Genomic DNA, 22611 nt, shown 5'->3' with positions numbered 1-22611 from the left:
CTGCCTTCTGCGATCGCAAGTTAAAAATGTAAACTAATCTAACAAGCCTTACCCCATCGAACGAGCGCAATCTATGACGACGTTGAGTGAACTGCTGGAGCCGATCGCCGCCTGGTTTCGCGCTCTGGGCATTCCCGAACCCATCACCCATTGGGGACATCCCGCCATGATGGGCATTGTGATCTTCGTGATGGGTAGCTACGTCGCGTATGCTGGTTGGCGCGGACGGCTTGCCAGTGATAAAGACATTGCTGCTAAACATCGGGCAGACCACCGCAAACTGGCTCCCCTGATGTTTTTGTTTCTTGCCCTGGGCTACACGGGCGGGGTGCTATCGCTGGTGATGCAGCAAGAACCGATTCTCGAAAGCCCTCATTTCTGGACGGGTACCACCGCGATCGCCCTTCTATCAATCAGCAGCACACTCTCACTTGCCGACTTTTGGGGTGACAAGCCTGGTTTACGCATGTTCCACGCCTCTTTAGGCACGGTAACGCTTGGTCTTCTCATCATTCATACCGTGCTGGGAGTGAAGCTAGGGCTGTCACTTTGAAGGCAGAGAGGGAGTAGGGAGTGGGGAGTGGGGAGTGGGGAGTGGGGAGTAGGGAGTAGGGAGTAGGGAGTAGGGCAGAAGAAGCAACAGCATTGGGAGTGGGGAGTAAGTGCTCAGGAATGACTCAGGCACTGACCACTAACAACCAAAAACTGTTTCCGCTCAAAACTCAAACCTTCTATCCCTGTTGGGCACTCTTAACGTAGTTTTTCTTGCTGCGATCGGGGTGCTTCATGACTGCTATGGGTGCAGTGGTTTTGTGTTTGGCATACATCTTAGGGCTGCTGTTGACGAAGGTGCCCTACGGTAGCTATGGCATCTTGGTTTTGGGCGTAGGGCTATCGTTTGGTATCAAGCACGTCTGGCGATCGGCACCAAAGCGATGGGTTTGGCTGGCGGCTGGGCTGATAGGGCTGGTTGCTGGACTATATTTTCAGATGCGCACACCGCAACCAGCCGCTACCGAAATTAGTCGCCTCATTCCACCTGCAAATGCGCCGAAGCAGGAATGGGTTGTTGTGGGTGAGGTAGACAGCGTGCCACAGCTAACCCGCAGTCAAAAGGCACAGTTTTGGTTGACGGTGAGGCAGGTCAATTCGGTCAGCGGCGAAGTGCAGTACGTGGATGATAAAGCTCCAACGGGTCAGCTTTACGTCACGGTGCCGCTACTCCAGGCAACAGGGCTTTATCCGGGACAACTGGTGAAGGTGATGGGTGCTTTGTACTTGCCGCAGCCTGCCACGAACCCCGGTGGCTTTGATTTTCAGGCGTATCTCAGGCAAGAAGGTTGCTTTGCGGGGATGCGGGGCAAACAGACCGAGGTGATGGAGGCTCGATCGCGCTGGGGTTGGTGGCAGATCCGGCAACGGGTGATGCGATCGCAGATTCTCTGGCTCGGTAGTCCCGCTGGAGCATTGGTCAGCGCCATGGTGTTAGGTAGTCGCGGAGTCGATCTGCCCTTTGACTTGAAAGATCAGTTTACTCGTGCGGGACTCGCTCATGCGCTGGCAGCATCAGGCTTCCAGTCGTCGCTCATTTTGGGTGTCGTGCTGGCGTTAACCCGTCGCTTTTCAACCAAGGTACAGTTCTTCGCAGGTACAGCGGCGCTACTGGTGTTTGTCGGACTCACGGGCATTCAGCCTGCGGTGCTCCGTGCGGCAATCATGGGCTTTGGTGGTTTAACCGCGCTCTGGTTGGAACGCAAAGTCAAGCCGCTTGGAGCACTGCTAGTCACTGGAGTCCTTTTGCTATTGTTTAATCCGCTCTGGATCTGGAACTTGGGCTTTCAGCTCAGCTTTTTGGCAACGATCGGATTGATGGTTACCGTTCCTGCTCTAACGAAGCAATTGGATTGGATGCCCAGCGCGATCGCGCCTCTGTTTGCAGTACCGATCGCCGCTTACCTGTGGACACTACCGCTTCAGCTTGCTGCCTTCGGAGTGCTGTCGCCTTACAGCGTACTAGTCAACTTGATTACAACGCCCCTGATTTCCATTCTCAGCATTGGCGGCATGGCAAGCGCCCTGGCAGCATTGCTCTGGTCGCCTGCTGGTAGCGCTCTCGCATGGCTGCTGAAGTATCCTACGCAGGCACTCATGCTTGTGGTGGATGGGTTCAGCCAATTGCCTGGAAATGCTTATGCGGTGGGCACCATTCCAACCGTAATCGCGATCGCTCTCTACGCGCTGCTTTTGCTGACCTGGCTTCAACCCTGGTGGCAGAGGCAATGGTGGGTGGCGCTGCTGGTGGCGATCGGGCTGGTGATCGTTCCCGCATGGCAGGCAAACGCTTCCATCTTCCGCGTCACGCTACTGGCAGCAGGACAGCCCATTCTGGTGCTTCAGGATGCTGGACGCACAGCACTCATCAATAGTGGGGATGCCTCTACTGCTGGCTTTGCGGTACTGCCGTTTTTACAAAAGGCAGGAATCAACGAAATTAACTGGGCGATCGCGGCTGACGCACCATCCAAGCGACCAAGCGGCTGGGGCAAAATTGCGGAGCGTCTCCCCATCACGCAACTGCATCGCGTCAATGAAGCTGCAATGCAGGGAGCCTCGCTGACGGTAAAACCCACGCCACTGACGATCGGACAAACCGCTCAGATTGGCTCCAGTCAGTTTAAACTGCTCAGCACCGCACCGTTAATCGCGTCACTGCATCTACATGGGCAAACATGGACATGGTTAGGCACTCTGCCACCAGAACAAGCAACGCTGCTTCAAACGGTGAGCCTGTCCGAAACGCAGGTACTTTTGTGGTCGGGTCAGCGGCTAGAACCTGAAATCATTCAAGTATTACGACCAAAAGTGGCGATCGCCACCAGTCGAATCCATCCCCAAGCCGAAGCACAGCTTAAGCAACTCGGTATTCAGCTTTACGCGATCGATCGGGATGGTGCGCTCCAGTGGACACCTGCCGATGGCTTCAAGACAACTTTAGAATCGCAGGAAAACTCGCCGTCTGCCCTGTAGAATAGATCGTTAGCCATTAGTTTTTAGTTGTTGGAGTACCTCACAACTGAAACTAAGCCCCTTCTGGAGAGGTGGCAGAGTGGTCGAATGCGCCTGACTCGAAATCAGGTTTGGGGCAACCCAACGGGAGTTCGAATCTCCCCCTCTCCGTTGCTAAAATCATCGCCCTAGCGCTCCCAGCTCGACTTGGTTTGACCCCTTGTCGGGGCGCACAGTCTTGCGATCCAACGTGCGACTAAATGGATGCTCAAGTTCATGCCTTGGGCTTAGCCTTCAACTCTAGATTCAGCGCTGACCATTGACGGTTGATTGCTCAAGTAGCCACATCTGGTTCACAACTAATTGAGAGCAGATGATACCTTCGTGTTGTCATGCCGTAGATGCTTGGCGTGAGTACGCGCTTTCGCCAAACCATAGAGTACATTCACAATGTATCGTGCTGCCATTTGAATGTGCTCTATGCCAGCAGCGATCGCAGGCGACACACCTGTAATGCAACTACACGCATTCGCACAGTGATGAAGCGTAGTCCTAATGCCTCGTGCTGCCATTTGAATAGCCTCTACGGCAGCAGCAATCGTAGGCGACACATTCAAACGGACAAGGCATACCGTCTTAAGCGCGATCGAACGAGAATAAGTGGCAGGTGCCCGACTTTAATGCGTAGGATAGGAGAAAAATTCTGCTGCCTGGTTCTTTATGGCGGATGCGATCGACTTTCAGCGTTACCTCAAATCCATCCTTCCCGATCCAGCAAACCAAGACTGGGGCGATCGCTACACGCCAACGCAGGTTGAGTTGCCGTTGAAGGTGAGGGCGATCGTACAAGAATGCCCAGACACCTCAATAGCTCAACGCTAATAGGAATCGCAAAAGCAGAAATGGTTTAAGGTGCTGGCGAGACATAGGGTGTGCGCCTACAACAACAGTTCTCTAATCAGTAAGCCACAGTCTTGTAGATTTAGGGACAGGTATAGTTAATGCAAATCAAATCGACTGTAGGAAGCCAGTTTTTATGCAATCTAAACTTTTTCGATGACCTCAACTTCAGCCCAAACGCCAATATTTCCACTCTCAGAATAAACTCGGCTAACCTTAATAATTTTTACTTTTGAACCTTTTCTTGAGGTGCCGATTAGCTTTGGTAGGTTGTTAAGAGTGTAGTTATTTGGTGGGCGTTTCAGTCTAATATTGATACTTTGTGTCACTGTGACCTCTTGATTAATCTTGGGATCAAGCTGACTGCCAGAAATGATATCGCTCTCAAGCGTTTTCGTTTTACGATTTGCTCGACCTAGAAAAACCCAACCTTTTAGATCTTTGGAAGTCAACTGACTTAAAAGACTAGCCTCTGCTTTGACCAAAGTCTCTGCTTTTGATGAAGGCTTATTCTGGCTGTTACTAGTTATGGGTTGACCAGTATTCAACTCTTGTTGAGTAACTGCACCCTCTTTTTCGATTTTTCTAGCTAGCTTAGCTCTTGCTGCTGCAAGAACGGGATATTTTTTAAAGACACTTTCATCAATGCCTTGCGGATTATCTCCTTCAAGCAAGGCAGTCATTGTTTCTAAAAGTTCAGGCTTATCGCTAGCTAAAGCGAGATTAACTAGAACATATTTGTAAGTCGGATTTTCAGTATCAGCAAATGTGTAAAGCCTGATTAGAGTCATTTTAGCCTTGACTGGTTTTTCTCCTGAAAGTTGATCAATGGCAGTATTGACTTCATCAGCAAATTTTTTGTTTTTCTCAAATTTAGTTGTGATTTCAGTGAGTTTTTGATTTGCCTTATCAATCTCTAATTTGGTTGTATCAACTTTCGTACTTACCAGAAATCCACCTACTGCAATCCCAATCGTCACTAATAATTGTAGACTTGGAAGAAATTTTTGAAGAGACCAACCTTTTGTTTCTCGCTCTAGATTCACTACAGAACTCTCTTCCGTGATATGTTCATTCATGGTTTAATCCTTCAAATGTCATATCATTTTAGTTTATATTTCGCCTTAAGAAGAGAAAATCCGAAGGTAAACTTTAAAGTTAGCCTTCAAAATATACCCAAAGTCTCTGATATCAATCCATCCGCTGTTTTTGAGCTAGGTTGGATCGATAATCGGCTAACTCAATACGGTTGCCCGCTTCATAGGTTAGATTCGACGGGCAATCATACTGCTTGATGCGCGACATGATACAAAGCTTGCAATGCTAATATTTAATCAAAACAAAACTTTATTGCTGTTTTGAATCAGACAACCCAAGCAGTTCGGGAACACCCCAATTTTGTGCGAGAAGTGGCTATTGACGCAGAAACTCAGTTTCGGTTTATTGTTCACCATCCAGACGACCACGATCGTAAATTGCTCCTGACAGTTCTAGCTTTCGATATACCTTCATAAAGAGATTAAATATGCAAATCACGATCGACCTACCAGACCATTTGCAACTCACCGAAGCAGATTTGCGACAGGAACTTGCCATTGCTCTTTTTCAGCAAGAACGCATCACCCTCGGCAGCGCCAGCCAACTCGCTGGGATACACCAAATTGAATTTCAACGATTAATCGCCAGTCGCGGCATTAACATTCACTACGATGTAGATGACCTTAAGCAAGACCTAAAAAGCCTGCGAGAAGAAGGTTGGTAATGCGTGTTGTCAGCAATACTTCGCCATTGAGTAACTTTGCTGTCATTGGCAAGATTGCTCTACTTCAGCAGATCTACCCAAAAATCGTCATTCCGCCTGCTGTTTATGATGAACTCATGCGCCTGCGCGAAATCCAACCTATGGTTACTTCATCAGTATCAGCGGGGTGGTTAGAAATTCAAACACCCACCAACTTTCAACTGATTCAAATTCTCCAACAAACGCTTGATCATGGTGAATCTGAAGCGATCGCCCTTGCTCTTCAACTAAAGGTCGATCGTCTGCTGATTGATGAGCGGTTGGGACGATCGATCGCTACGCAGTACGGACTTTCTATACGAGGAATTCTCGGCATTCTGATCAATGCAAAAGATCAAGGACTGATCCCAGCCTTAAAACCGTTGCTCGATCAATTAATTATCCAAGCAGGCTTCCGTGTTGAGCGAACACTATACGAATATAGTCTGCGAGAAGTAGGCGAATAGGGAGATGTAAGGGAATGGAAATCGCACCCCATATTAGCGTAGACTCGGCGATTCACCACGGTACGCCTGTCATCACGGGTACTCGCGTTCCCATTGCCATCATTCTTGGTTCCCTTGCAGGCGGCATGTCCAAAGAAGCTGTGATGCAAGAATACGAACTGACTCAAACTCAGGTCGAAGCGGCGCTGATTTACAGCACAAATATCCTCAAGCGACAGAGGCACAAATTCCGGCGATCGTCGATATCGAGTTTCAAGAAATCAAGCGATCGCAGCCTCAACGCTGGCAAAGCTTTCTGAACCTGCAACGACAGTGGAACGGGGTCAAAAAAGGTCTACTCAAAGTGGGTGAACATCTTGCCGAAGAAACTCCGTGGGGCAAAGGCGTAATCGGCTACCTTGAAGGCGTGACGGACAAAGTAGAGTAGAGAGAGTTCAGCAACATCCCTTGTTTCTGGTAATCGTTATGAGAAACATAGAAGTATTGAAAGCTAAACGTTGCAACCTCAATTACACAATTTCTACGGTGCCCTGTTGACCATCGATGCGGACGCGCTGACCGTCTTGGAGCAATTGAGTCGCGTTGTGAATATCCATCACAGCCGGGATGCGGTACTCACGAGCCACGATCGCGCCATGCGATAGCCTTCCCCCGACCTCTGCAATCAGCCCTCCCGCTCTGGCAAGCAGTGGTGCCCAACCAGAATCTGTATATGGCACAACGAGAATGGTGTCGCGATCGATCTCTGGCAATGCGGTTAAACTCCTCACCACTTTAACAATGCCCTCAGCCTGTCCCGGACTCGCGCCAATGCCCCGTAGCTGCTGCGATGACTGCCAGTTGTGAACACTCATTATTGGTGTGGGTGGATCATTCCCATAGACCAAAAACGGCACTATTTCGAGTGCGCGATCGGCTTCCAGTTGCGATCGTCGCTGCTCCACCAGTGCCCGAACGTGTGTCTCTTCTCCCCTCTCCACCAAACGCCGAATTTCCACCAGTTCCAGGAAAAAAATATCGCCTGTAGCTACCAATTTTTCTGACTCCAACCAGTTCTGTTCTAGCGCCACAAAGCTCCAGCGCAGTTCTGCCAGCAAGCGGCTGTATACCTCCGTCACTCGACCTTTAAGCGCCAGACGACGCTGTACCCGTTTGACGTTGCCACTTTGACGATCGATTGGGGACGCGATCGCAGGTGGATGCTCACAAAACTGGACAAACAGCGATCGCACAGGCTGCGGATCTTCCCGCCACGTTGGCACGGCAATATCAGTTCCCACTTCACTTAAGTAGCCGTATTGCTCCATCAGTGCATCAAACTGCGCCAGGATTGTTTGTCCCTCAAAGGTTTGAGCCAGCAGCGTAAGGGGAGTGGGGAGTGGGGAGTGGGGAGTGGAAACATTTTGTCTTCTTCTTGCTTCCGCCGCTTCCCCTGCCTCCCCTACTTCCGCCGCCTCTCCCGATTCCCGATTCCTTTCAACGCTTCCATCTCCTGCTTCGCTTGTGGAGCTAGAAACGTTGACTCCCGACTCCCTCTCTAAGACTTCTCTCGCCGCTTGTGCCAATTCCTGAAGCGATCGCAATGCTGCAATTTCTGGCGTGTCGCTATTGTCCAACTGCTCATCCTTGACCTTAAAAATAGCTTTCCGCAACGCTGCACTAAGAGGAGCCAGAATGCTGTAGTACGTGGCGGTTTGCAGCAGGTTGAGGAGGCGATCGATCCGCTTTAAAATCGCTACCGGAGAAAGGTCAGAGGCTGGCTGTTGGGAAAACTCTGCCAGTGCGGGTGCAAAGTGACGACGATGATCGTGCCGGAAGTCCTTTTCTAGCCGCCATTCTCGACTAGCTAAGCGCAAGAGTCCTGGTACGTTCCGCAGGGTAGCTTGCAGGGGTGGTTTGCTAAACCTTGCGCCTCGCGTCAAAAACTCCAGGCTTTCGGGTGGCAAGCCCATCCGCCGAAACAACTGTCCCAACAATGACGCATTGAAGTAGGCGTGGGAGTAATGCAAGGTAGCGGTTTCGTTGAAGTCCAGCCCACGAGCACGATCGCGCAGAACGAGGGTGAAGAGATCGCCCCAAACGCCACAGGTCAACGGACGGTTAATCGACCAGGTGAGGGGATGAATCAACCCAGGAATCACTTCAGCCGCAATTTTGCGCGTCCAGATGGGTAGCAGCGTGGTGATGGGTCGCGCTTGCAAAAGCCAAAGCTGCTGACCGTCGTAGCTCCACTCAATATCCTGGGGAATGCCCTGGTGCTGCGCTTCCAGGTGTCTGGTCAGAAACGCGACCTGTTGAATGAGACGCAATGGCACGGTGCCGATGCCGTTAACCGTGAAGGTGTGATCGTCCAGCAACACCCAATCGGCTTTAGCCGAGCCTGTCGTGGGCTGAACATCGATCGCAGGCACGATCACCTGATAACTTTCAGGCGTTACCTGACCAGACACAACCTGAGAGGCACTGCCCGGTAGAGCTTCGATCGCTACCGTATCACCTTGCCTCGTGACTGGATCGCGGCTAAAAGCAACACCAGAGAAGACTCCCCGTACTTGTTGTTGAATCAAGACTGACATCGCGGCATCAGGCAGAGTGCGATCGCGTCGATACTGCACCGCACCGGATTCGTTATACGAGGCAAAGCAGCGAGAAATGGCAGGCAACAATTGTTCGCGGCGAATGATGCTCGAAATGGATTCGTATTGCCCTGCTGCTGATGCTGTTTCGGAATCTTCGCCTACAGCCGACGATCGCACGATGAGCGGCGCTTTGGGTGTCGGCTTGAGCAACTCTACTAACGGCTCTGGGTCATCACCTGGACTAAGCACCCAGCCCATTGGCACGGGATAGCCCGATCGCTTCAACCGTGCGAGTGTCGCGGCTTTTTGCCCCACCTTGCGGGCATCCAATGGATCACTCAACGAACGAATGGCACGATCGCGCCGAAAAAATTTGAACGTTGACTGAGTATCCGCTTGCGCCGATGTTGAAGGCAGATCCAGGTCATCGGGAAGCTTGGTATAAATCCAGCCCAGCACGACTGAAAGGATAATCGCCGCTCCAATCAGTTCCTGGTCTAATGGATGGCGTAGCGCTGTCATGAGCGGAAAGATCACGAGAACGCTGAGTCGTCCCTGTCGCCGTTCGCGCAGAATCGTAAAACTGATGCCGCTGATGAGGAAGACAAAGCCAGCCGCGATCGGGTCATGCACGACGTAGCCCCACACGACGTTGGTTGTCCCTGCGCCCTTGCCAAACCAGTAGCGTCCGACAACCAGTGCTATTAGTGCCACCAGCTCCCAAACCGGATCAGATGGAAAAAACGATCGCGCCAGCAAAACCGCTGCAATGCCCTTTAACGCTTCTGACAAGACAGCCAGAATGCCTACAACTCGTCCACCGTGATAAAAAGCCGCTGAAACGCTGATGTTGCCAGTGCCCAGCGTTGCTAGCGATCGTTGTGTCAGGGCATAGGTGATCCAGGCGATGAGGGGTAGCCCGCCCAACAGTGGACAGACGATGAAAAGTAACAGCGCACCCCAAACTTGCGTTAGTGTCATACGTCAATGAGATCCCCGACTTCTGCATCAGGTTCAGGCAATCAATCAGGGCTGAAAAAAGAAGTCGGGGATCTGTATCGCTTCTTGAGGCAATCCAATCATGATTGAAGGAAGAAGTCAGGGAGCTAGTTAGCTACCGAGACCGCCAGTATAGGCATCACCGCTGCCTGCCAGTTCTGGTCGCGTTCTCACACTGGGCAAGGCTTTGGTTTCACCCGTTTCGATGTAACCAACGTAGAATGCGCCTTCTTCAACGCTGAGTGCGCTGGCATTCACATCGCCTTCTAAACGAGCAGTACGACTGAGGGTGAGCTTCCCTTCGACCATGACTCGCGCTTTGAGGACTCCGTGGACGGTCAAGTTTCTGGCTCGTACTTCGGGTCCTTCGATGAGCCCATTTTCAGAAATTTGCATATCGCCCCTCACCTCAACGGTGCCGTGAATGATACCTTCCACAAGCAGATCACCTTCTACGTGGAGCGTTCCCTGAAATTCACTGTTGGGCGCAATGTAGGTTGGTAGTACTTTTGATGGCGGTGGGGTGTTTTTTCTAAACATCGTTCTCTGAGGGATAAGACTCGAACGTGAAATTTTCAAGCCTGAAATGTTTGTGAGTGTCTAGGGGACACTGTTGCCTTTTAAGTCCTCGCCGTTATCATTGCACATCTGCTTGTCTAAAGTTAAGGCTTTGCAAGTTAAAACTTTTGCAGTGCCGTGAGAACCACGATCGCCCTGGCAAGGCTAAAACCCGTTAAAGCGTTACACAGAGCAGTCCCCTAACTTTTACTTGATCCTGGAATAGTGATATCAACAGCGGTGACAGCCTGTCCTAACGTATTCAGCGGTGGCTTGATGGTCGCTTGATTACCGACGACTAGCGTCACAATGTTTTCGGGCTTTAAATAGGTTTTGGCAACGCGCTGCACATCGGCGATCGTGGTTGCAGCCACACCCTTTTGGTAGCGAAAGATAAAGTCGTCAGGATAGCCAAAGTATTCGTAGCGCAAGAGACGAGACAGCGTTTGGCTGGGCTGCTGAAAGTTGAAAATAAAGGAATTAAGTACTGAGTCTTTGGCAAAGGCAAGTTCTGCGGTGGCAATGGGAGCGGCACGGATTTTTTCAATCTCTGTCCGCACACTTTTGATGAAGGGGACTGTTGCCTCCGATCGCGTCTGTCCGCCTGCTACAAACAGCCCTGGATAGTCGTACTGTGAACCCCAATACGCATAGACCGAGTACGCCAAGCCCTGGCGCGATCGCACCTCGTTAAACAGCCGTCCGCCAAACCCATTCAGCACTTCATTCATCACCGATAGCGCTGGATAGTCTGGACTATTCACCTGTCCGCCCAAGTGCCCAATCTGCACGTTGCTCTGCGTCAGTTGGGGCTGATTGACAAAAAAGATACCGCCTTGCTTTGCTTGAGTGACTGCTGGCAACGCTGCGGGTTTTGCCTCCGAAGGCTTCCAGTCAGCAAATGTGGTTTCCACCCGTTGACGCATTGCCTTGGTGTCAAAGTCACCAACAATGCCCAACAGAATGTTGTTGGGATAGAAGTACTGTTGGTGAAAACTCACTAAATCGTCACGAGAAATATTGGTAAGTGTGGCGTACTCGACAAAACGGGCGTAGGGGCTGCTGTCGCCATACACCAGCTTGCGAAACTCACGATCGGCGATCGAGTCTGGTTCGTCATTTCGACGAGCAATGCCGCCCCGCTGCTGTGTTTTTGCCAGGTTGAGCTTATCGATCGGAAACGCAGGCTGCCGCAAGGTTTCTGCAAACAGGCTAAAGACCTCTGGCAGATCTTCTGTCAGCGTATTGAACCCCGCGTTACCAGCATCTTCGTCGATCGCGGCTTCTACCGATGCGGCTCTCTGCTCTAGAAATTCGTTGATCGCATCGGCTGTGCGTCGCTGCGTACCACCCGATCGCATCACCGTACCGACCAGTTCTGCTAAACCCACTTTCTCCGACGGCTCCAAGCGATCGCCCGTGCGAATAATGGCAGTCCCGTTAATCAACGGCAGTTCGTGATCTTCGACTAGATAAACTACCATGCCATTCGCCAATTTAAACCGCGTGTAGTCCGGCAGTTTGATTGCTGGTGGTGACGAAAACGTCAAGTCTGTATAGTGTTTCGGCGTTTCTGCTGCCGCTGGGCGCAGCGCCAAAACTAAGAGCAAAATAGGAATCACCAAAAAGCAAAAAATGAGAGTAAATAGCTTAACAATTTGCTGACGCTTCTCTGCTTTCATAATCTTTGCTTTCATAGATAGTTTTTTCACTTCAACCACTAACGCTCAGTGTTTTAGTTTTAAGCGAACACATCATCAACGGCTATGCTAAAACCAGAGAGAGCAGTTTGCGTTGTTACGATTTCACCTGAGACAAAGATTTGTCGAGTGAATTGAGTAAGAACGATTACCCATCGATTTGCCGGAAAAATTAGCCAGACCTCTTCACCACCAGACTGCAAATACTCGTATGCTTTCGCAATCACATCGTCAGCAAAGTCAGTTGGCGAGATTATTTCAGCGCTCAACGGAAAGCTTTGAGGGAGAACATTAGCAGCACCATATTGATTGGCTAACGCTGGCGTGAGATAGGCAACATCCGGAGAGCGACCCTGTTTCGTGGTACGGCACGGAACATCTGTATAAATCTCACCGCCCTGACCACTAGAATCTCGGTAACTTCGCCAATAAAATGACAGATTGGCTTGAATACGACTGTGTTCTAAAGTCATACCATTCTGTTCGCTCCCCTGGTTATCTATCCACACAAGAGGATGCTTATCAACCAATTTGTCATCAACCCATTCTTTCCCTTGAGGAGGATTCTGCATCCAGTCTTCTAAAGAAAGAACATTTAACGTTTTGACTACAGAAGTGAGTGTCATAAGTTTTGAATCTCGACTTTGTTTCCTGGAAGAGCTTTAGCGTTAATGCACAAAGCGAATTGCATTAGTGTCTTTCTCTACCAAGCTGTGGAAGGGATGATCAATTGATTGACTTCATGATGCTTTTGGTAACAATTTACCGATCGTGCGATTTTGGGGCACAAAGGTTGCCTGCGCGACGCGCTGAATATCCTGGGTTGTTACGGCTGCAATTTGGTCGATTTGTTTAAACAAATTGCGCCAGCTTCCGGTTTTAATTTCGTATTCCAACAATGCTTGTGCCATACCCGTATCCGAGTCGAGCGATCGCAGCAAGCCTGCTCGTGCCTGAGTTTTTACGCGATCGAGTTCGGTTGCCGAAACAGGTGTAGTTTTCAAGCGATCGATTTCAGCGCCTAAAGCGGTTGCCACTTCATCAACGGTATGTCCCGGAGCCGTGAGCGCGTAGAACAACATTAAATTAGGAAACTTATTGCCCGGAAAACCGCTGTAACCAGCCGCATTCAGCGCCAACTGCTGTTTTTCAACCAACGACTTATACAGCCGCGAGGTGCGCCCACTGCTGAGAATGCTCGCAATCATGTCGTAAATCACATCATCGGGATGCTTGACTGCCGGACGATGATAGCCTTCCAGGTACCACGGCTGCGTTTCTAGCCGCAGGGTAACTGATCGTGGCTCGGCTTGAGCGGGTTCAGTGGCTACAACTTCCGGGGGTGCAGGTTTTGCCTTAAACCGACCAAAGTAAAGCTGTGCCAGTCGTTTGACCTCAGTTGGATTTACGTCGCCAACAATGGCGATCGACAAATTATTGGGTGCATAATGCGTTTCATAAAACGTCTGCACATCTTTACGAGTTAAGCCCTGAATATCCTGGTTATAGCCAATGACTGGACGACGATAGGGATGCACTTTAAAGGCGACATCTGAAAACGCCTCCACCATCTGACCGATCGGTGAATTATCGGTTCGGAGTCGCCGCTCTTCCAAAATCACGTCTTTCTCTTTATAGAACTCCCGGAAGACAGGCTCCAGAAAACGCTCCGATTCCAGCGACATCCACAGTTCCAGCTTGTTAGACGGAAAACTGTAAAAATAGCGCGTTGCATCGGTTGAAGTGTTGGCATTTAGCCCGACACCACCTGCTTGCTCCACAATCCGCCCCAGTTCGTTTTGCTTGACTAGCTTTGCCGCCGCTGCTTCCACCTGAGCAAATTCTGCCTTTAGCTTGTCAAGTTCTGCTTTCTGCTTCTGTGCGGTTGCTGCCTGGATCTGCTCCGAGAGCCGATCGAGCTTGTCTAACAGTGGGGCTTCTGCTTTGTAATCGGTGGTACCAATGCGGGTCGTGCCCTTAAATGCCAGGTGCTCTAGAAAGTGCGCGACTCCTGTTTTGCCCTCTGGCTCATCTGCACCGCCAACATCCGCATAGGTGAGAAAGGAGACGACTGGTGCTTGATGCCGCTCCAGCACAATGAATTTCATACCGTTCGCCAAACGAAATTCTGTGATTTGTTGAATCACCCGATCGAGATATGGTTGAATCGACTGCGACGGCTTCACTGCTGGTACCTCAGTGCGCGCCAGAGCAACAGCAGGAACCATGCTCCAACTCAGTAAAAGCGTCAGCAGCAAAGCGATCGTTCTAGCAAACTGTTTGAACGTCAGCCCACGAGCATAGAGCCGGGACGGGAGCGATCGACGGAGCGGAAGCATAGGCAACCAGTAATACGCAGACTTCCAGGATAACCTGCCCTGGTAGTCGAAACTCCAGTCATCTGTACATCGTCATCGCAGTTTGAATGAACCGATCGCTGATACAGGCAGCAATTTAAGGTATAACTTTCTCATGAGTTACCAGCGATCGCTGCGGTGGTGCTGTGAGATAGCTCAGATCTGGACCTGAAGGAATAATGGCACCGGGATTGAGCGGGAACAAATTGCCGTAGTAGTCCCGCTTCACCGTTTCGAGGTCACAGGTATCAGCTATACCGGGCAGTTGATACAACTCTTGCAGGTATGCGCCCAAAGACTGGTAATCCTGAATGCGGCGGCGGTTGCACTTGAAAAGCCCGTAATAGACGAGATCGAACCGATAGAGCGTTGTGAAGAGTCGCACGTCTGCCAACGTCAAACTACTGCCACACAGGTATCGTTTGGTTTTTAAGACCGCATCAAGCTCGTCAAGTACTGTAAATAGTTCGTTGCAAGCAACCTCATACGCCGCTTGCGTTTGGGCAAAGCCACAGCGATAGACACCGTTGTTGACGGCATGATAAATGGTCTCGTTCCACTGGTCAATGGTTACTTTCAGGTGCTCTGGATACAAGTCGAGGTCGGGCTGCTGAGCAAAGTCATTGAACTGTGCGTTCAAAATGACGATAATGTCGGCGCTTTCGTTATTGACGATCGTCTGCGTCTGGTCATCCCACAGCACGGGCACCGTCGATCGTCCAGAATAGCCCGGTGTCGCTTTGCGGTACAGATCAGCTAACGTCTGACAGCCTGCCTCTGGTTCATCGAGCACCCAACCGCCCGCTTCCGGTGATGGTGAAACGATCGTGATGGGTATAGCAGCTTCTAACCCTTTCAGGGCGCGAACCATAAGCGTGCGATGTGCCCAGGGACAGCCCCAGCCAACATAGAGGCGATACCGCTGTGCAGCAGGCAAATATGGCTGTCCTGCCTCTGCGCTTACGGTGCCTCTAAACGTACTGGCGGGGCGAGTGTAGGCTCCAGAATCATCACGCGGGGCTAAGCGAGACATCATCAAGCGCCAGAGTGTCGTCCAGACGAAACGACCAAACCGAATGATGAATGCTGAAGGTAGGGCAGTCTTCTGTTTTGGTGGTGCAGTCATACAAGTTGGCAGATCAATTTCCACCTCTAATCTATCAACCGTTGCCTTAGAGGACGTTTTAAAAGTCCAGATGCTTGTAGCATTGGCGACTGAAGTCGCGGCTACAGAGGCAAAACCTGCCGTTGCAGGTGATAAAACCCTTACTCTGCGGTAGTCCGCGCAGGCGGACTTTGTTTACGTAGTCGCGGTTTTAACCACCAGACACTTTTCAAACAACCTCTTAGGACTTACGTAAACCTCGGAGGTTTTGACCCGGAACCGAGCATCGTCACCAACATAGTCGCTTAAACCTCCGAGGTTTTGGTCAAATGCATCATTTCTGTTCTAATCGACCAACCGCTGCCCTGTTAGATGTCTGATGTGAATGCTACAGGCTGACAATGGCAACTTTTAAGTCATTCTCTATGTTCTCTCAGACCACTCTCAGCTTGCAGTCGCCAAATGGAGAAGACCTTTATGAATTGAATCGCCCTTAAAGGAACGATACATGAACAAAAAAATAGGCTTGACGATCGCATTTTTGCTTGCTTTGATGGTACCGCTCGTGTCAACCAATGTTGTAGCTGCACCAAGTGGAGTAGCAGAAGCACAGGTTTTGTTGTCAACCGCCGCGAAGGAATCCGGTCGCCCCAGCTACTCCGAAACAACAGCCGTTAAGTTTAAGGCAAGCGACAATGTGTACCTTAAAAGCGCTTTAGCAGTTAATTTCACACCAGGCAAGGCAACCGTTACGCTGCCCCTGTTTAAGGGTCGTTCACCCAAAGGTGAGCCAGTTTATTACATCATCACCGAAGCATCTGATTTCAATGTTGCAAAGAAACTGGGCATCAACTTTGCGCCCAAAATGAAGAATGCGATCGGCTCTGCTGGAGCGCAAACGGTCACTATGAACGGTGGCTTGATTCAATTCAAGGGCAATGTGGATTTTTCCCCGGAGTATCAAGTCGAGCCGGGTTCCCCTAATCCGTTTCCACCTAAAGTGGCAAAGCCAGGGGCGATTGGTGATGCACAGTGGTCTTCGATGGTGGTGATGCCCAGCCAAGTCGTACTCAATGTACAAATGGTGCATAACGGTTCGGGGAGCCACGATCGCTTGATCGCGCTAGACCTCAAGAAGCAGACGGTAACCATGTCGATTTTGGATGGGTTCCAGGGTGGCAAACAGTACTTCTACCATCTGGTGACGGATGTCTCGGCAGAAGTACCATCGGTGCTCGAAAAAGGGGTCTTTGCACCTCGGCTTGCCAATCTGCCTGAGATCGGCAAATCAAGAGCAACCGATCGCTCCGCTTTATTGGGTTTCTCGCCTGTCTTGAATGGGATTACTGACACTCGCACGGGTCAAGATCAGGGCTTTACTGCATCCCTGGCAAACGGGGGGATTGACCCCATCAATATCTTCCCCATTCCGCCTTCCAACGACGATCGCTCCGCTGCTAACAACTACAGCCCTCTGTGGGATGCCCATGTGAATATGTGGACGGATGCTGCTATCAAGGCAAACAAGGTCAGACGAATCACGTCGTTTGAAGACCTCAAAGGACTGGTGGAAGCAGGCTTGGTAACCAGTGCGTCCATTAATCCTGAAGGACCTGGCAATCCCTGGCTGTTTGGACTGCGACCCACCCAGGCAATTATCAACTGTCCTGTGATTGCCCATCCGGTGCTCTCGAAGTAACTCAAGCGTTGTTTGAACCTCAGGTTTAGAAAGCGGCGACGTTACTGATCATTCAATCATCAGACTTCTTGCGCGAATCGTTCAAACCCTCATCCCCAGCCCTTCTCCCCAGGGAGAAGGGAGCTAGAAATCATGTTCCCTCTCCCATAGGGAGAGGGTGAGGGTGAGGGTGAGGGCGAAATGATTGATGCAAGAAGTCTTTTGATGTGTTGCAAAAGGGGCTGATGTCCAGCCCCTTTTGCTGCCTAAATCAGCCTCAGAGAACTTTTAACGATACTCGTAGCGACCAGCCACCCATTTGCGACCAATCCCTAGAAAACCGCGTTCCCAATGACCGGGAATCCAAACCCGGCGCTGGTTGTTCCATCGGCGATTATCACGCCAATCGTTGTTACGATTGTCGTTGTCGCGCCAGCCAGCGTTGTTGCGTCGATCGTTGTTGTAGTCACGCCGATCGTCGTTGCGGTTGTCGTAGCCTCGTCGATCGGAGTAGTCAGGTCGATCGATAACGACTACAGGATACCGGACATTCGATTCCCGAATGACCACCCCGGCTGAGGCTGGCTTGGGCAACGATGCCAGAGCAACGATCGGAAGGATCCCGATCGCTGCAAGCATTATTCGTTTCATAGTGCAATTTCCTAACGTTGGGTTCGACTGAAAGCAGAGTGCTTCAGGGTGATGCACCGTCGCTGGCGGTCAAAGGTGAAAAAGGAAAAACCCCTCCCCTAAAGGAGTTGACCAGCTACCTGGGTGCAACTTGAGACTGTCGGACTCATGCAGAAGTTTCCGTTGATCGCCCAAGTTCTACGCAGCGTCCCTTGTGAATGATGGTTTGAAGCTGTTTTTAAACCGTGCTGTCAGAGGGCGATCGCGTTACATGCAAGCACGTTTGATCCTGCATCAGTTTGCACATAGCCTACGTTGTTGCAACTGCTGGCTTGCCGTTCTTGTCGCCGTTTGTGTTGCTATTGCCGTTTGTATTGGCAACGAAAGCAGGTTGCTCAGAGCTGGAGATTGGCGATTCGCCTCGCAGCCCTTTGCGGCGTTGGTTTTTGGGAACGCCTCCTGCCATGCCATACTCTGCGCTGCTTTTGCCGTACTTGGTGGCAACGCCTAACAGCATATGTTCTGCCATATCGGACAACTCGCGCTCGGTTTCCAGCATTTCACGGTAGAGCTTATCCACGTTAGAAAGAGCAGTATTATAGGCGTTCTCTCTGGTTCGCATGGTTTCGATCAGAGTGAAAAAGGACGGTAGAGTGAGTCCGGTTCCAACATCTAAATGAGGATCGATGGAAGTCATGCCAGCCGCACGGCGGACGGCTTTTTCTAATACTTGAGAGGTTCTTTTACGACGAGCCATAACGGGTACGTTGTGATTTAATCGGGTTAATATCCCTCACGTTAAAGAATTTTCGTGTCGATCAGCCTGAGCGAATTTCGGCAAATCTGCGATCGCTTTTGCTACAGTGCGATCGCTGTTACGAATACGGGATCTACTGAAATGAGAAAGCAAACCGCAGTTTGAGAAAGCAAGCAACCCTTTTGCTTGCGGAAAACACCAAAATGAATGCGCGATCCACTGAAATGAGACAGCAAACCGCAGTTTGAGAAAGCAAATGGTCAAAATGAGACAGCAAATTGCCGTTTTGCTTGCGGAAACTACTGAAATGAGTCAGCAAATGGTCAAAATGAGTCAGCAAACCGTAGATCGAGAAAGCACAGTCAAGAAACTATCTGTCATCAGCTACTCAACGTCTTGCTGAGGCGTAGTGGCTTCTAGAAAAACTGTCAGCAGGTGCTACCCCACACCCTACACCCCACACCCGTCTTCACAGGACTGTAGCTTACCCGATTAGTAATCGCTGTGAGCCTTCCCTTCACCCTCAAACCCTCAGCTCAATGGCAAAGCATGTAAAAGCCCTAGTTTTGTCAATGCCTGCGCGATCGCCTCGGTGCGACTTTGCACCCCCAACTTGCGATAAATGCTTTCCAGGTGCTTGCGGATGGTGCTTTTGCCAACACTCAATTGGGCTGCGATCGCTTTGTTATCGTTGCCTTGCATCACCTCAAAGAGAACTTCAGTCTCTCGCTGACTCAAGCCCAATAGCTTTAGTGAATTCAACACGGGTAGCGTCTGTTCTTCCAGAAAAAGCAGGTATTGATTCCCAGGTTCGACGACTAAACGAATCACCAACTGCTTATCAGTCTGTTCGATTCGCAGTGGCAAACACGCCTTTGGCAGGTCTGTTTGAGCGCTAGTGACTTGATGCTTGATCCAAGCCCATAAATGGTCAGGCAGTTGAAAGTTGCCAGTCGGTTTGGCAAAATAGGCTTCCAGCCATACTATGGCTTGGGGCGTGACGAACTGTACCTGTCCCTCAGTATCTAAAATCATCAAGCCAAGAGGATTGAGGGACTGCTGAAGTTGGCTTAGATCTTGTTGCAATCGCTGATAGTGTTGAGCATTGCTATATGCCTGGAACAAGTGAGGACGCAGGAGATCGAGAATGAGGCGATCGCGTTCCATAAAGTTTCGCTGAGTGCGATGCAGTGCAAATCCCACCAGGGTTGCATCTGTTTGAGCAAGGTTGCACCAATTGCCCGAATTAGCATTTGGTAGAAAAAAGACCATCTGATCTTCTATGTTAACCAGTCGTAAAAACTGCTGATAAAATCCTTCAAGGCAATGAAGTTTTTTCTGACTAACAAAATCTGAGACTTTATAGACTCCATTAAGGGTCTGCGGCATGTGATGGATAACGGGATGCTCATCAAAATGTTGCAGACGTACCCGTTTCATTTCAGGGGTAAAGCCAGGAAAGCCGGGTAGGTGAGTATCTGAAGTTTGGCGCGTCCGAACGTAAGTGACATGAAAGGTTGGAATATCGCTGGGAACAAGCTGATTCAAGATTGAAAGCGCATCTACACCAAACGTATCAAGATTGTGAAGGGTGTAGAGCTTCTGAATGCCTTGATGGAGGTTTTGCGTATCGCTAAGCGACAAAGATTCCATACATTTTGGGGGCTAATTTGGAGGCTGTTCAAATTAATCCCTGATTGCAATAAATTTTCCAGAAGTTGTAACAAAAACTTCACGATCGCATGGGTCAAATGACGAATTGCCTCATCAGTGCCTGCAACCTATCCTCGTAGCAGTCCTCAGCAAAAACAAAAGGAGAGAATGAATGGCATCAGTTCAAAAGGTCATAACAGCTAGTAGGATATTTACTGAATCAATTGATCGAACTGGAGTGACACCCGGAAACAGTGCGGTTGCGGCGCTTACCGAGGTTGACAGAAATGGCACTCCTTTTCAAGGGGACGCTACCATGAAGGTCTATAACGTCGTTCCACTGAACAACCGATTCATAGTAAGGGGAGAAGTAGACTGGGAGCCTGCCATCCGTATAAGAATCACTGTCATTTTTGAGTGAGGTCTGCTGGGCTGTGGGGAAATACAATCAACCCAAGGCTTGAAACTGCTGCATGAGCCAGCGATTAACCTCTGTATCATCAGCCGTCTGGCTCTGTTGCAAGGCTTCCTCAACCGTCTTCATCGCCAACCCCGGTAGCACTTGCGATACCTGAATTTGCCGACTGCCTCCCTCTGCGACTGCAAAGGCAATCACGATCGCATTTTGCACATCCACCACCCAATATTCCTGCACTCCTAAACGCTCATACAGTAAGCGCTTTTGCCCTAAATCATCGTTTAACGTGGTAGACGCGATTTCAATTGCTAAAGTTGGCGCACCATAGGCATTGACATCCACAGGCTGGTTATTCTTCGGCGGGCGTTGCACTCCAGCCCCAATGTAGTAAGCCAGATCGGGCTGACACTCTCGTTCACCCACTTTGCGAAAACTGCCATTCGTAAACGCAATCTGAGGGATATTTCGCAGCGTTCCGTAGAGCGTGACTACGGCTGCTAGAAGCGAATTATCTTGCCCATGAGCTGAACCAATACCCACAGCTTCAATCCTCATCCAACCCGCATCGTAGTAGCACCGTGCTTTCTCTAAGGCAGGACGATCGTCTGAAGGAAGGTCAAGGCGATCGCACACTGCCAAAAATTCCTCCCAGGTTGCACGTACCCAGGTGTCGGTAATCAGGTTTTGTGGGGATGGCAGTGTGTTAACCATGTCAATTTCCCTCCGTCATTTCAGTATAAGTTCCGCTTGCCAAATGCTTCTACTCAGACTGACTGTAACGATCGCTTCACGATCGCATGGGTCAAATGACGAATTGCTTTGTAGGCGATCGCAACGTATCTTCGTAGCAGATTCATACAAGTTGAAAAAGGTGCGGACTAACCCAAGACCCGTTGCTGAGTGCAATCGACTATGAAGCTTAAAAGCTAGATCAGCACGATCCAAGGAGTAATTCCATGCCTGCACGTCTTGTCCAAGTGACCTTAATCAACAACTCAGATTTTCCAATTGTCTGGCAAGACGATGGTCGCCCCATGATTTTTGGCAGGAACCTTGGTATCCATCGAATCTAAAAAACCTGGTAGTCCTAAACGAGTAAGGATGCTTGGAAATCCCCAGTAGCATAGAGTCCATTGATTTGCTGCCGCGTGAAAAGCGTTAAGTATCTGCCCAAGACAGGAGCCACAGCGCCAATTATTTTGTTAATGTCTTAGCTGGTAGCTGCAAAGGCATCAAAAAAGCCAGGATGCTTCAAGCCTGTAAGGTTGACTCTAAGCTCTGAAAGCCTTATGTGCTAAGACGTATGCTCATCCTTACCTATTTAGGACTACCTCGTATGTAACCTACAGTCTTCAACCTGCAGTCTTCAACTAAGTAACTCATACGCCAATCGAGTGCTTCCGATACCAATGAATTGTCTTTTGCAGTCCTTGCCTCAGATCGTTCCCACACAGACAAATTTTTGGATGCCAGCTTGATGGGAAGCATGAATCAGTTGAGTTCCCATCATTAGGTTGTCGTAAAATAACTCAGCCGATTTTTCCCGATTTAAGCCGATGCCGCCTACATGTGCCGCGAGATGAATCACCACATCTTACTGATCGACAGCTTGTTGGCAGTTTTCCATCAGTCGCAGGTCGCAATCATGCGATCGTGGCACCGTGATCTTGGTTGGATCTGCCCCAGCTTTACAAAGGTAATTGATGACTTGTTTGCCCAGGAAACCTGCACCGTCAGTAACCAAAATGCGCTTGTCAGTCAGATCAAATTCAGTCTCTGTCATCAAGAAAGCTTCTCAACCAGGTAACTGTGCAGGAATCTTTGAGCCTCTTAAGAAAGTTTGAGCCTCTTAAGAAAGAGAACTACCAGCCACTTGGCGAACAGTTGCAATGTCCGGTACCGATGGCACAACATGACCGTTTAAGGGAATTAAGCCTAATGCCTTTAAGTCAGCTCCCACCATCAGGTGAACCAACTGCTCAAACGTCACTGATGGTTCCCAACCGAGCTTAGCCTTCGCTTTA

At 50.0% G+C, this 22611-nt stretch carries 19 protein-coding genes, 1 tRNA gene and 2 pseudogenes; 8 read left to right on the top strand and 14 right to left on the bottom strand.

What is annotated here, in order from left to right:
• The first annotated feature begins 73 nt into the window (after positions 1 to 73).
• From AC5JO6_RS14935 to AC5JO6_RS14925, 3 genes are all read left to right on the top strand, one after another.
• Entirely contained in the window at positions 74 to 553 is a 480-nt protein-coding gene (locus AC5JO6_RS14935) for a DUF4079 domain-containing protein (protein WP_496081860.1), read from the top strand.
• A gap of 233 nt (positions 554 to 786) precedes the next feature.
• Positions 787 to 3027, top strand: coding sequence for a ComEC/Rec2 family competence protein (locus AC5JO6_RS14930; RefSeq protein WP_496081859.1), 2241 nt, complete (start codon positions 787 to 789; stop codon positions 3025 to 3027).
• Positions 3028 to 3092: 65 nt separating this feature from the next.
• Positions 3093 to 3177 (top strand) — tRNA-Ser (locus AC5JO6_RS14925).
• A gap of 188 nt (positions 3178 to 3365) precedes the next feature.
• Here AC5JO6_RS14925 and AC5JO6_RS14920 read toward each other — a convergent pair.
• The gene (locus tag AC5JO6_RS14920; RefSeq protein ID WP_496081858.1) at positions 3366 to 3617 is read right to left on the bottom strand and encodes a hypothetical protein; all 252 of its coding nucleotides are present in this window, start codon (positions 3615 to 3617) and stop codon (positions 3366 to 3368) included.
• A 109-nt stretch (positions 3618 to 3726) separates the two neighbouring features.
• Between AC5JO6_RS14920 and AC5JO6_RS14915 the strand changes: the two genes are divergently transcribed.
• Complete coding sequence (locus AC5JO6_RS14915) at positions 3727 to 3888, top strand: hypothetical protein (RefSeq protein ID WP_496081857.1); 162 nt, start codon at positions 3727 to 3729, stop codon at positions 3886 to 3888.
• A gap of 161 nt (positions 3889 to 4049) precedes the next feature.
• Here the strand turns inward: AC5JO6_RS14915 and AC5JO6_RS14910 are convergent, their stop codons facing one another.
• A complete protein-coding gene (locus AC5JO6_RS14910) occupies positions 4050 to 4985 on the bottom strand; it encodes a hypothetical protein (RefSeq protein WP_496081856.1) in 936 nt (311 codons plus the stop codon).
• Between the two features lie 446 nt (positions 4986 to 5431).
• Between AC5JO6_RS14910 and AC5JO6_RS14905 the strand changes: the two genes are divergently transcribed.
• From AC5JO6_RS14905 to AC5JO6_RS14895, 3 genes are read left to right on the top strand one after another with little or no spacing between them, the layout of a single operon-like run.
• On the top strand, positions 5432 to 5668 hold the full coding sequence (locus AC5JO6_RS14905) for a UPF0175 family protein (RefSeq protein ID WP_496081855.1): 237 nt from the start codon (positions 5432 to 5434) through the stop codon (positions 5666 to 5668).
• Positions 5668 to 6153, top strand: a complete 486-nt coding sequence (locus AC5JO6_RS14900) for a PIN domain-containing protein (protein ID WP_496081854.1) — start codon at positions 5668 to 5670, stop codon at positions 6151 to 6153. Before AC5JO6_RS14905 ends, AC5JO6_RS14900 begins: the two co-directional genes overlap by 1 nt.
• A gap of 14 nt (positions 6154 to 6167) precedes the next feature.
• Positions 6168 to 6452 carry a DUF433 domain-containing protein gene (locus AC5JO6_RS14895; RefSeq protein ID WP_496081853.1) on the top strand — a complete coding sequence of 95 codons (285 nt, stop codon included), beginning with the start codon at positions 6168 to 6170 and terminating at the stop codon, positions 6450 to 6452.
• Positions 6453 to 6662: 210 nt separating this feature from the next.
• On the opposite strand, the gene AC5JO6_RS14890 is transcribed toward AC5JO6_RS14895, so the two are convergent.
• The 6 genes from AC5JO6_RS14890 to AC5JO6_RS14865 form a co-directional block, all read right to left on the bottom strand.
• Positions 6663 to 9713 (bottom strand): glycerol-3-phosphate acyltransferase, encoded by a 3051-nt coding sequence (locus AC5JO6_RS14890; protein WP_496081852.1) that lies wholly within the window; start codon positions 9711 to 9713, stop codon positions 6663 to 6665.
• A 129-nt stretch (positions 9714 to 9842) separates the two neighbouring features.
• Positions 9843 to 10271: a bactofilin family protein gene (locus AC5JO6_RS14885; protein ID WP_496081851.1), complete on the bottom strand. Its 429-nt coding sequence runs from the start codon at positions 10269 to 10271 to the stop codon at positions 9843 to 9845.
• A gap of 218 nt (positions 10272 to 10489) precedes the next feature.
• Positions 10490 to 11986 (bottom strand): M16 family metallopeptidase, encoded by a 1497-nt coding sequence (locus AC5JO6_RS14880; protein WP_496081850.1) that lies wholly within the window; start codon positions 11984 to 11986, stop codon positions 10490 to 10492.
• 44 nt (positions 11987 to 12030) lie between these two features.
• Entirely contained in the window at positions 12031 to 12615 is a 585-nt protein-coding gene (locus AC5JO6_RS14875) for a Uma2 family endonuclease (RefSeq protein ID WP_496081849.1), read from the bottom strand.
• Positions 12616 to 12729: 114 nt separating this feature from the next.
• A complete protein-coding gene (locus AC5JO6_RS14870) occupies positions 12730 to 14217 on the bottom strand; it encodes a M16 family metallopeptidase (protein WP_496081888.1) in 1488 nt (495 codons plus the stop codon).
• A 226-nt stretch (positions 14218 to 14443) separates the two neighbouring features.
• Positions 14444 to 15472 carry a glutathione S-transferase family protein gene (locus AC5JO6_RS14865; protein WP_496081848.1) on the bottom strand — a complete coding sequence of 343 codons (1029 nt, stop codon included), beginning with the start codon at positions 15470 to 15472 and terminating at the stop codon, positions 14444 to 14446.
• A gap of 487 nt (positions 15473 to 15959) precedes the next feature.
• On the opposite strand from AC5JO6_RS14865, the gene AC5JO6_RS14860 reads away from it, so the two are divergent.
• Complete coding sequence (locus AC5JO6_RS14860; RefSeq protein ID WP_496081847.1) at positions 15960 to 17150, top strand: hypothetical protein; 1191 nt, start codon at positions 15960 to 15962, stop codon at positions 17148 to 17150.
• Between the two features lie 267 nt (positions 17151 to 17417).
• Here the strand turns inward: AC5JO6_RS14860 and AC5JO6_RS14855 are convergent, their stop codons facing one another.
• The 6 genes and pseudogenes from AC5JO6_RS14855 to AC5JO6_RS14830 all read right to left on the bottom strand — a co-directional run.
• On the bottom strand, positions 17418 to 17780 hold the full coding sequence (locus AC5JO6_RS14855) for a hypothetical protein (protein ID WP_496081846.1): 363 nt from the start codon (positions 17778 to 17780) through the stop codon (positions 17418 to 17420).
• 289 nt (positions 17781 to 18069) lie between these two features.
• Positions 18070 to 18516: a hypothetical protein gene (locus tag AC5JO6_RS14850; protein ID WP_496081845.1), complete on the bottom strand. Its 447-nt coding sequence runs from the start codon at positions 18514 to 18516 to the stop codon at positions 18070 to 18072.
• Between the two features lie 531 nt (positions 18517 to 19047).
• On the bottom strand, positions 19048 to 20169 hold the full coding sequence (locus AC5JO6_RS14845; protein WP_496081844.1) for a response regulator transcription factor: 1122 nt from the start codon (positions 20167 to 20169) through the stop codon (positions 19048 to 19050).
• 448 nt (positions 20170 to 20617) lie between these two features.
• Complete coding sequence (locus AC5JO6_RS14840; RefSeq protein WP_496081843.1) at positions 20618 to 21298, bottom strand: Uma2 family endonuclease; 681 nt, start codon at positions 21296 to 21298, stop codon at positions 20618 to 20620.
• A gap of 727 nt (positions 21299 to 22025) precedes the next feature.
• Positions 22026 to 22370 (bottom strand): annotated as a pseudogene (locus AC5JO6_RS14835) (NAD-dependent epimerase/dehydratase family protein); the annotation flags it as partial.
• 66 nt (positions 22371 to 22436) lie between these two features.
• A pseudogene (locus AC5JO6_RS14830) lies at positions 22437 to 22611 on the bottom strand (GDP-mannose 4,6-dehydratase); the annotation flags it as partial.

This window comes from Tildeniella sp. (assembly GCF_059505325.1).
Note: the sequence above shows the minus strand (reverse complement) of the source record. Positions and strands in the feature narration are given on the sequence as shown.

Coding starts and splice junctions, on each gene's coding strand:
- AC5JO6_RS14935 (WP_496081860.1), top strand. CDS start 74: ATGACGACGTTGAGTGAACTGCTGGAGCCGATCGCCGCCTGGTTTCGC.
- AC5JO6_RS14930 (WP_496081859.1), top strand. CDS start 787: ATGACTGCTATGGGTGCAGTGGTTTTGTGTTTGGCATACATCTTAGGG.
- AC5JO6_RS14915 (WP_496081857.1), top strand. CDS start 3,727: ATGGCGGATGCGATCGACTTTCAGCGTTACCTCAAATCCATCCTTCCC.
- AC5JO6_RS14910 (WP_496081856.1), bottom strand. CDS start 4,985: ATGAATGAACATATCACGGAAGAGAGTTCTGTAGTGAATCTAGAGCGA.
- AC5JO6_RS14905 (WP_496081855.1), top strand. CDS start 5,432: ATGCAAATCACGATCGACCTACCAGACCATTTGCAACTCACCGAAGCA.
- AC5JO6_RS14900 (WP_496081854.1), top strand. CDS start 5,668: ATGCGTGTTGTCAGCAATACTTCGCCATTGAGTAACTTTGCTGTCATT.
- AC5JO6_RS14895 (WP_496081853.1), top strand. CDS start 6,168: ATGGAAATCGCACCCCATATTAGCGTAGACTCGGCGATTCACCACGGT.
- AC5JO6_RS14890 (WP_496081852.1), bottom strand. CDS start 9,713: ATGACACTAACGCAAGTTTGGGGTGCGCTGTTACTTTTCATCGTCTGT.
- AC5JO6_RS14885 (WP_496081851.1), bottom strand. CDS start 10,271: ATGTTTAGAAAAAACACCCCACCGCCATCAAAAGTACTACCAACCTAC.
- AC5JO6_RS14880 (WP_496081850.1), bottom strand. CDS start 11,986: ATGAAAGCAAAGATTATGAAAGCAGAGAAGCGTCAGCAAATTGTTAAG.
- AC5JO6_RS14875 (WP_496081849.1), bottom strand. CDS start 12,615: ATGACACTCACTTCTGTAGTCAAAACGTTAAATGTTCTTTCTTTAGAA.
- AC5JO6_RS14870 (WP_496081888.1), bottom strand. CDS start 14,217: ATGGTTCCTGCTGTTGCTCTGGCGCGCACTGAGGTACCAGCAGTGAAG.
- AC5JO6_RS14865 (WP_496081848.1), bottom strand. CDS start 15,472: ATGACTGCACCACCAAAACAGAAGACTGCCCTACCTTCAGCATTCATC.
- AC5JO6_RS14860 (WP_496081847.1), top strand. CDS start 15,960: ATGAACAAAAAAATAGGCTTGACGATCGCATTTTTGCTTGCTTTGATG.
- AC5JO6_RS14855 (WP_496081846.1), bottom strand. CDS start 17,780: ATGAAACGAATAATGCTTGCAGCGATCGGGATCCTTCCGATCGTTGCT.
- AC5JO6_RS14850 (WP_496081845.1), bottom strand. CDS start 18,516: ATGGCTCGTCGTAAAAGAACCTCTCAAGTATTAGAAAAAGCCGTCCGC.
- AC5JO6_RS14845 (WP_496081844.1), bottom strand. CDS start 20,169: ATGGAATCTTTGTCGCTTAGCGATACGCAAAACCTCCATCAAGGCATT.
- AC5JO6_RS14840 (WP_496081843.1), bottom strand. CDS start 21,298: ATGGTTAACACACTGCCATCCCCACAAAACCTGATTACCGACACCTGG.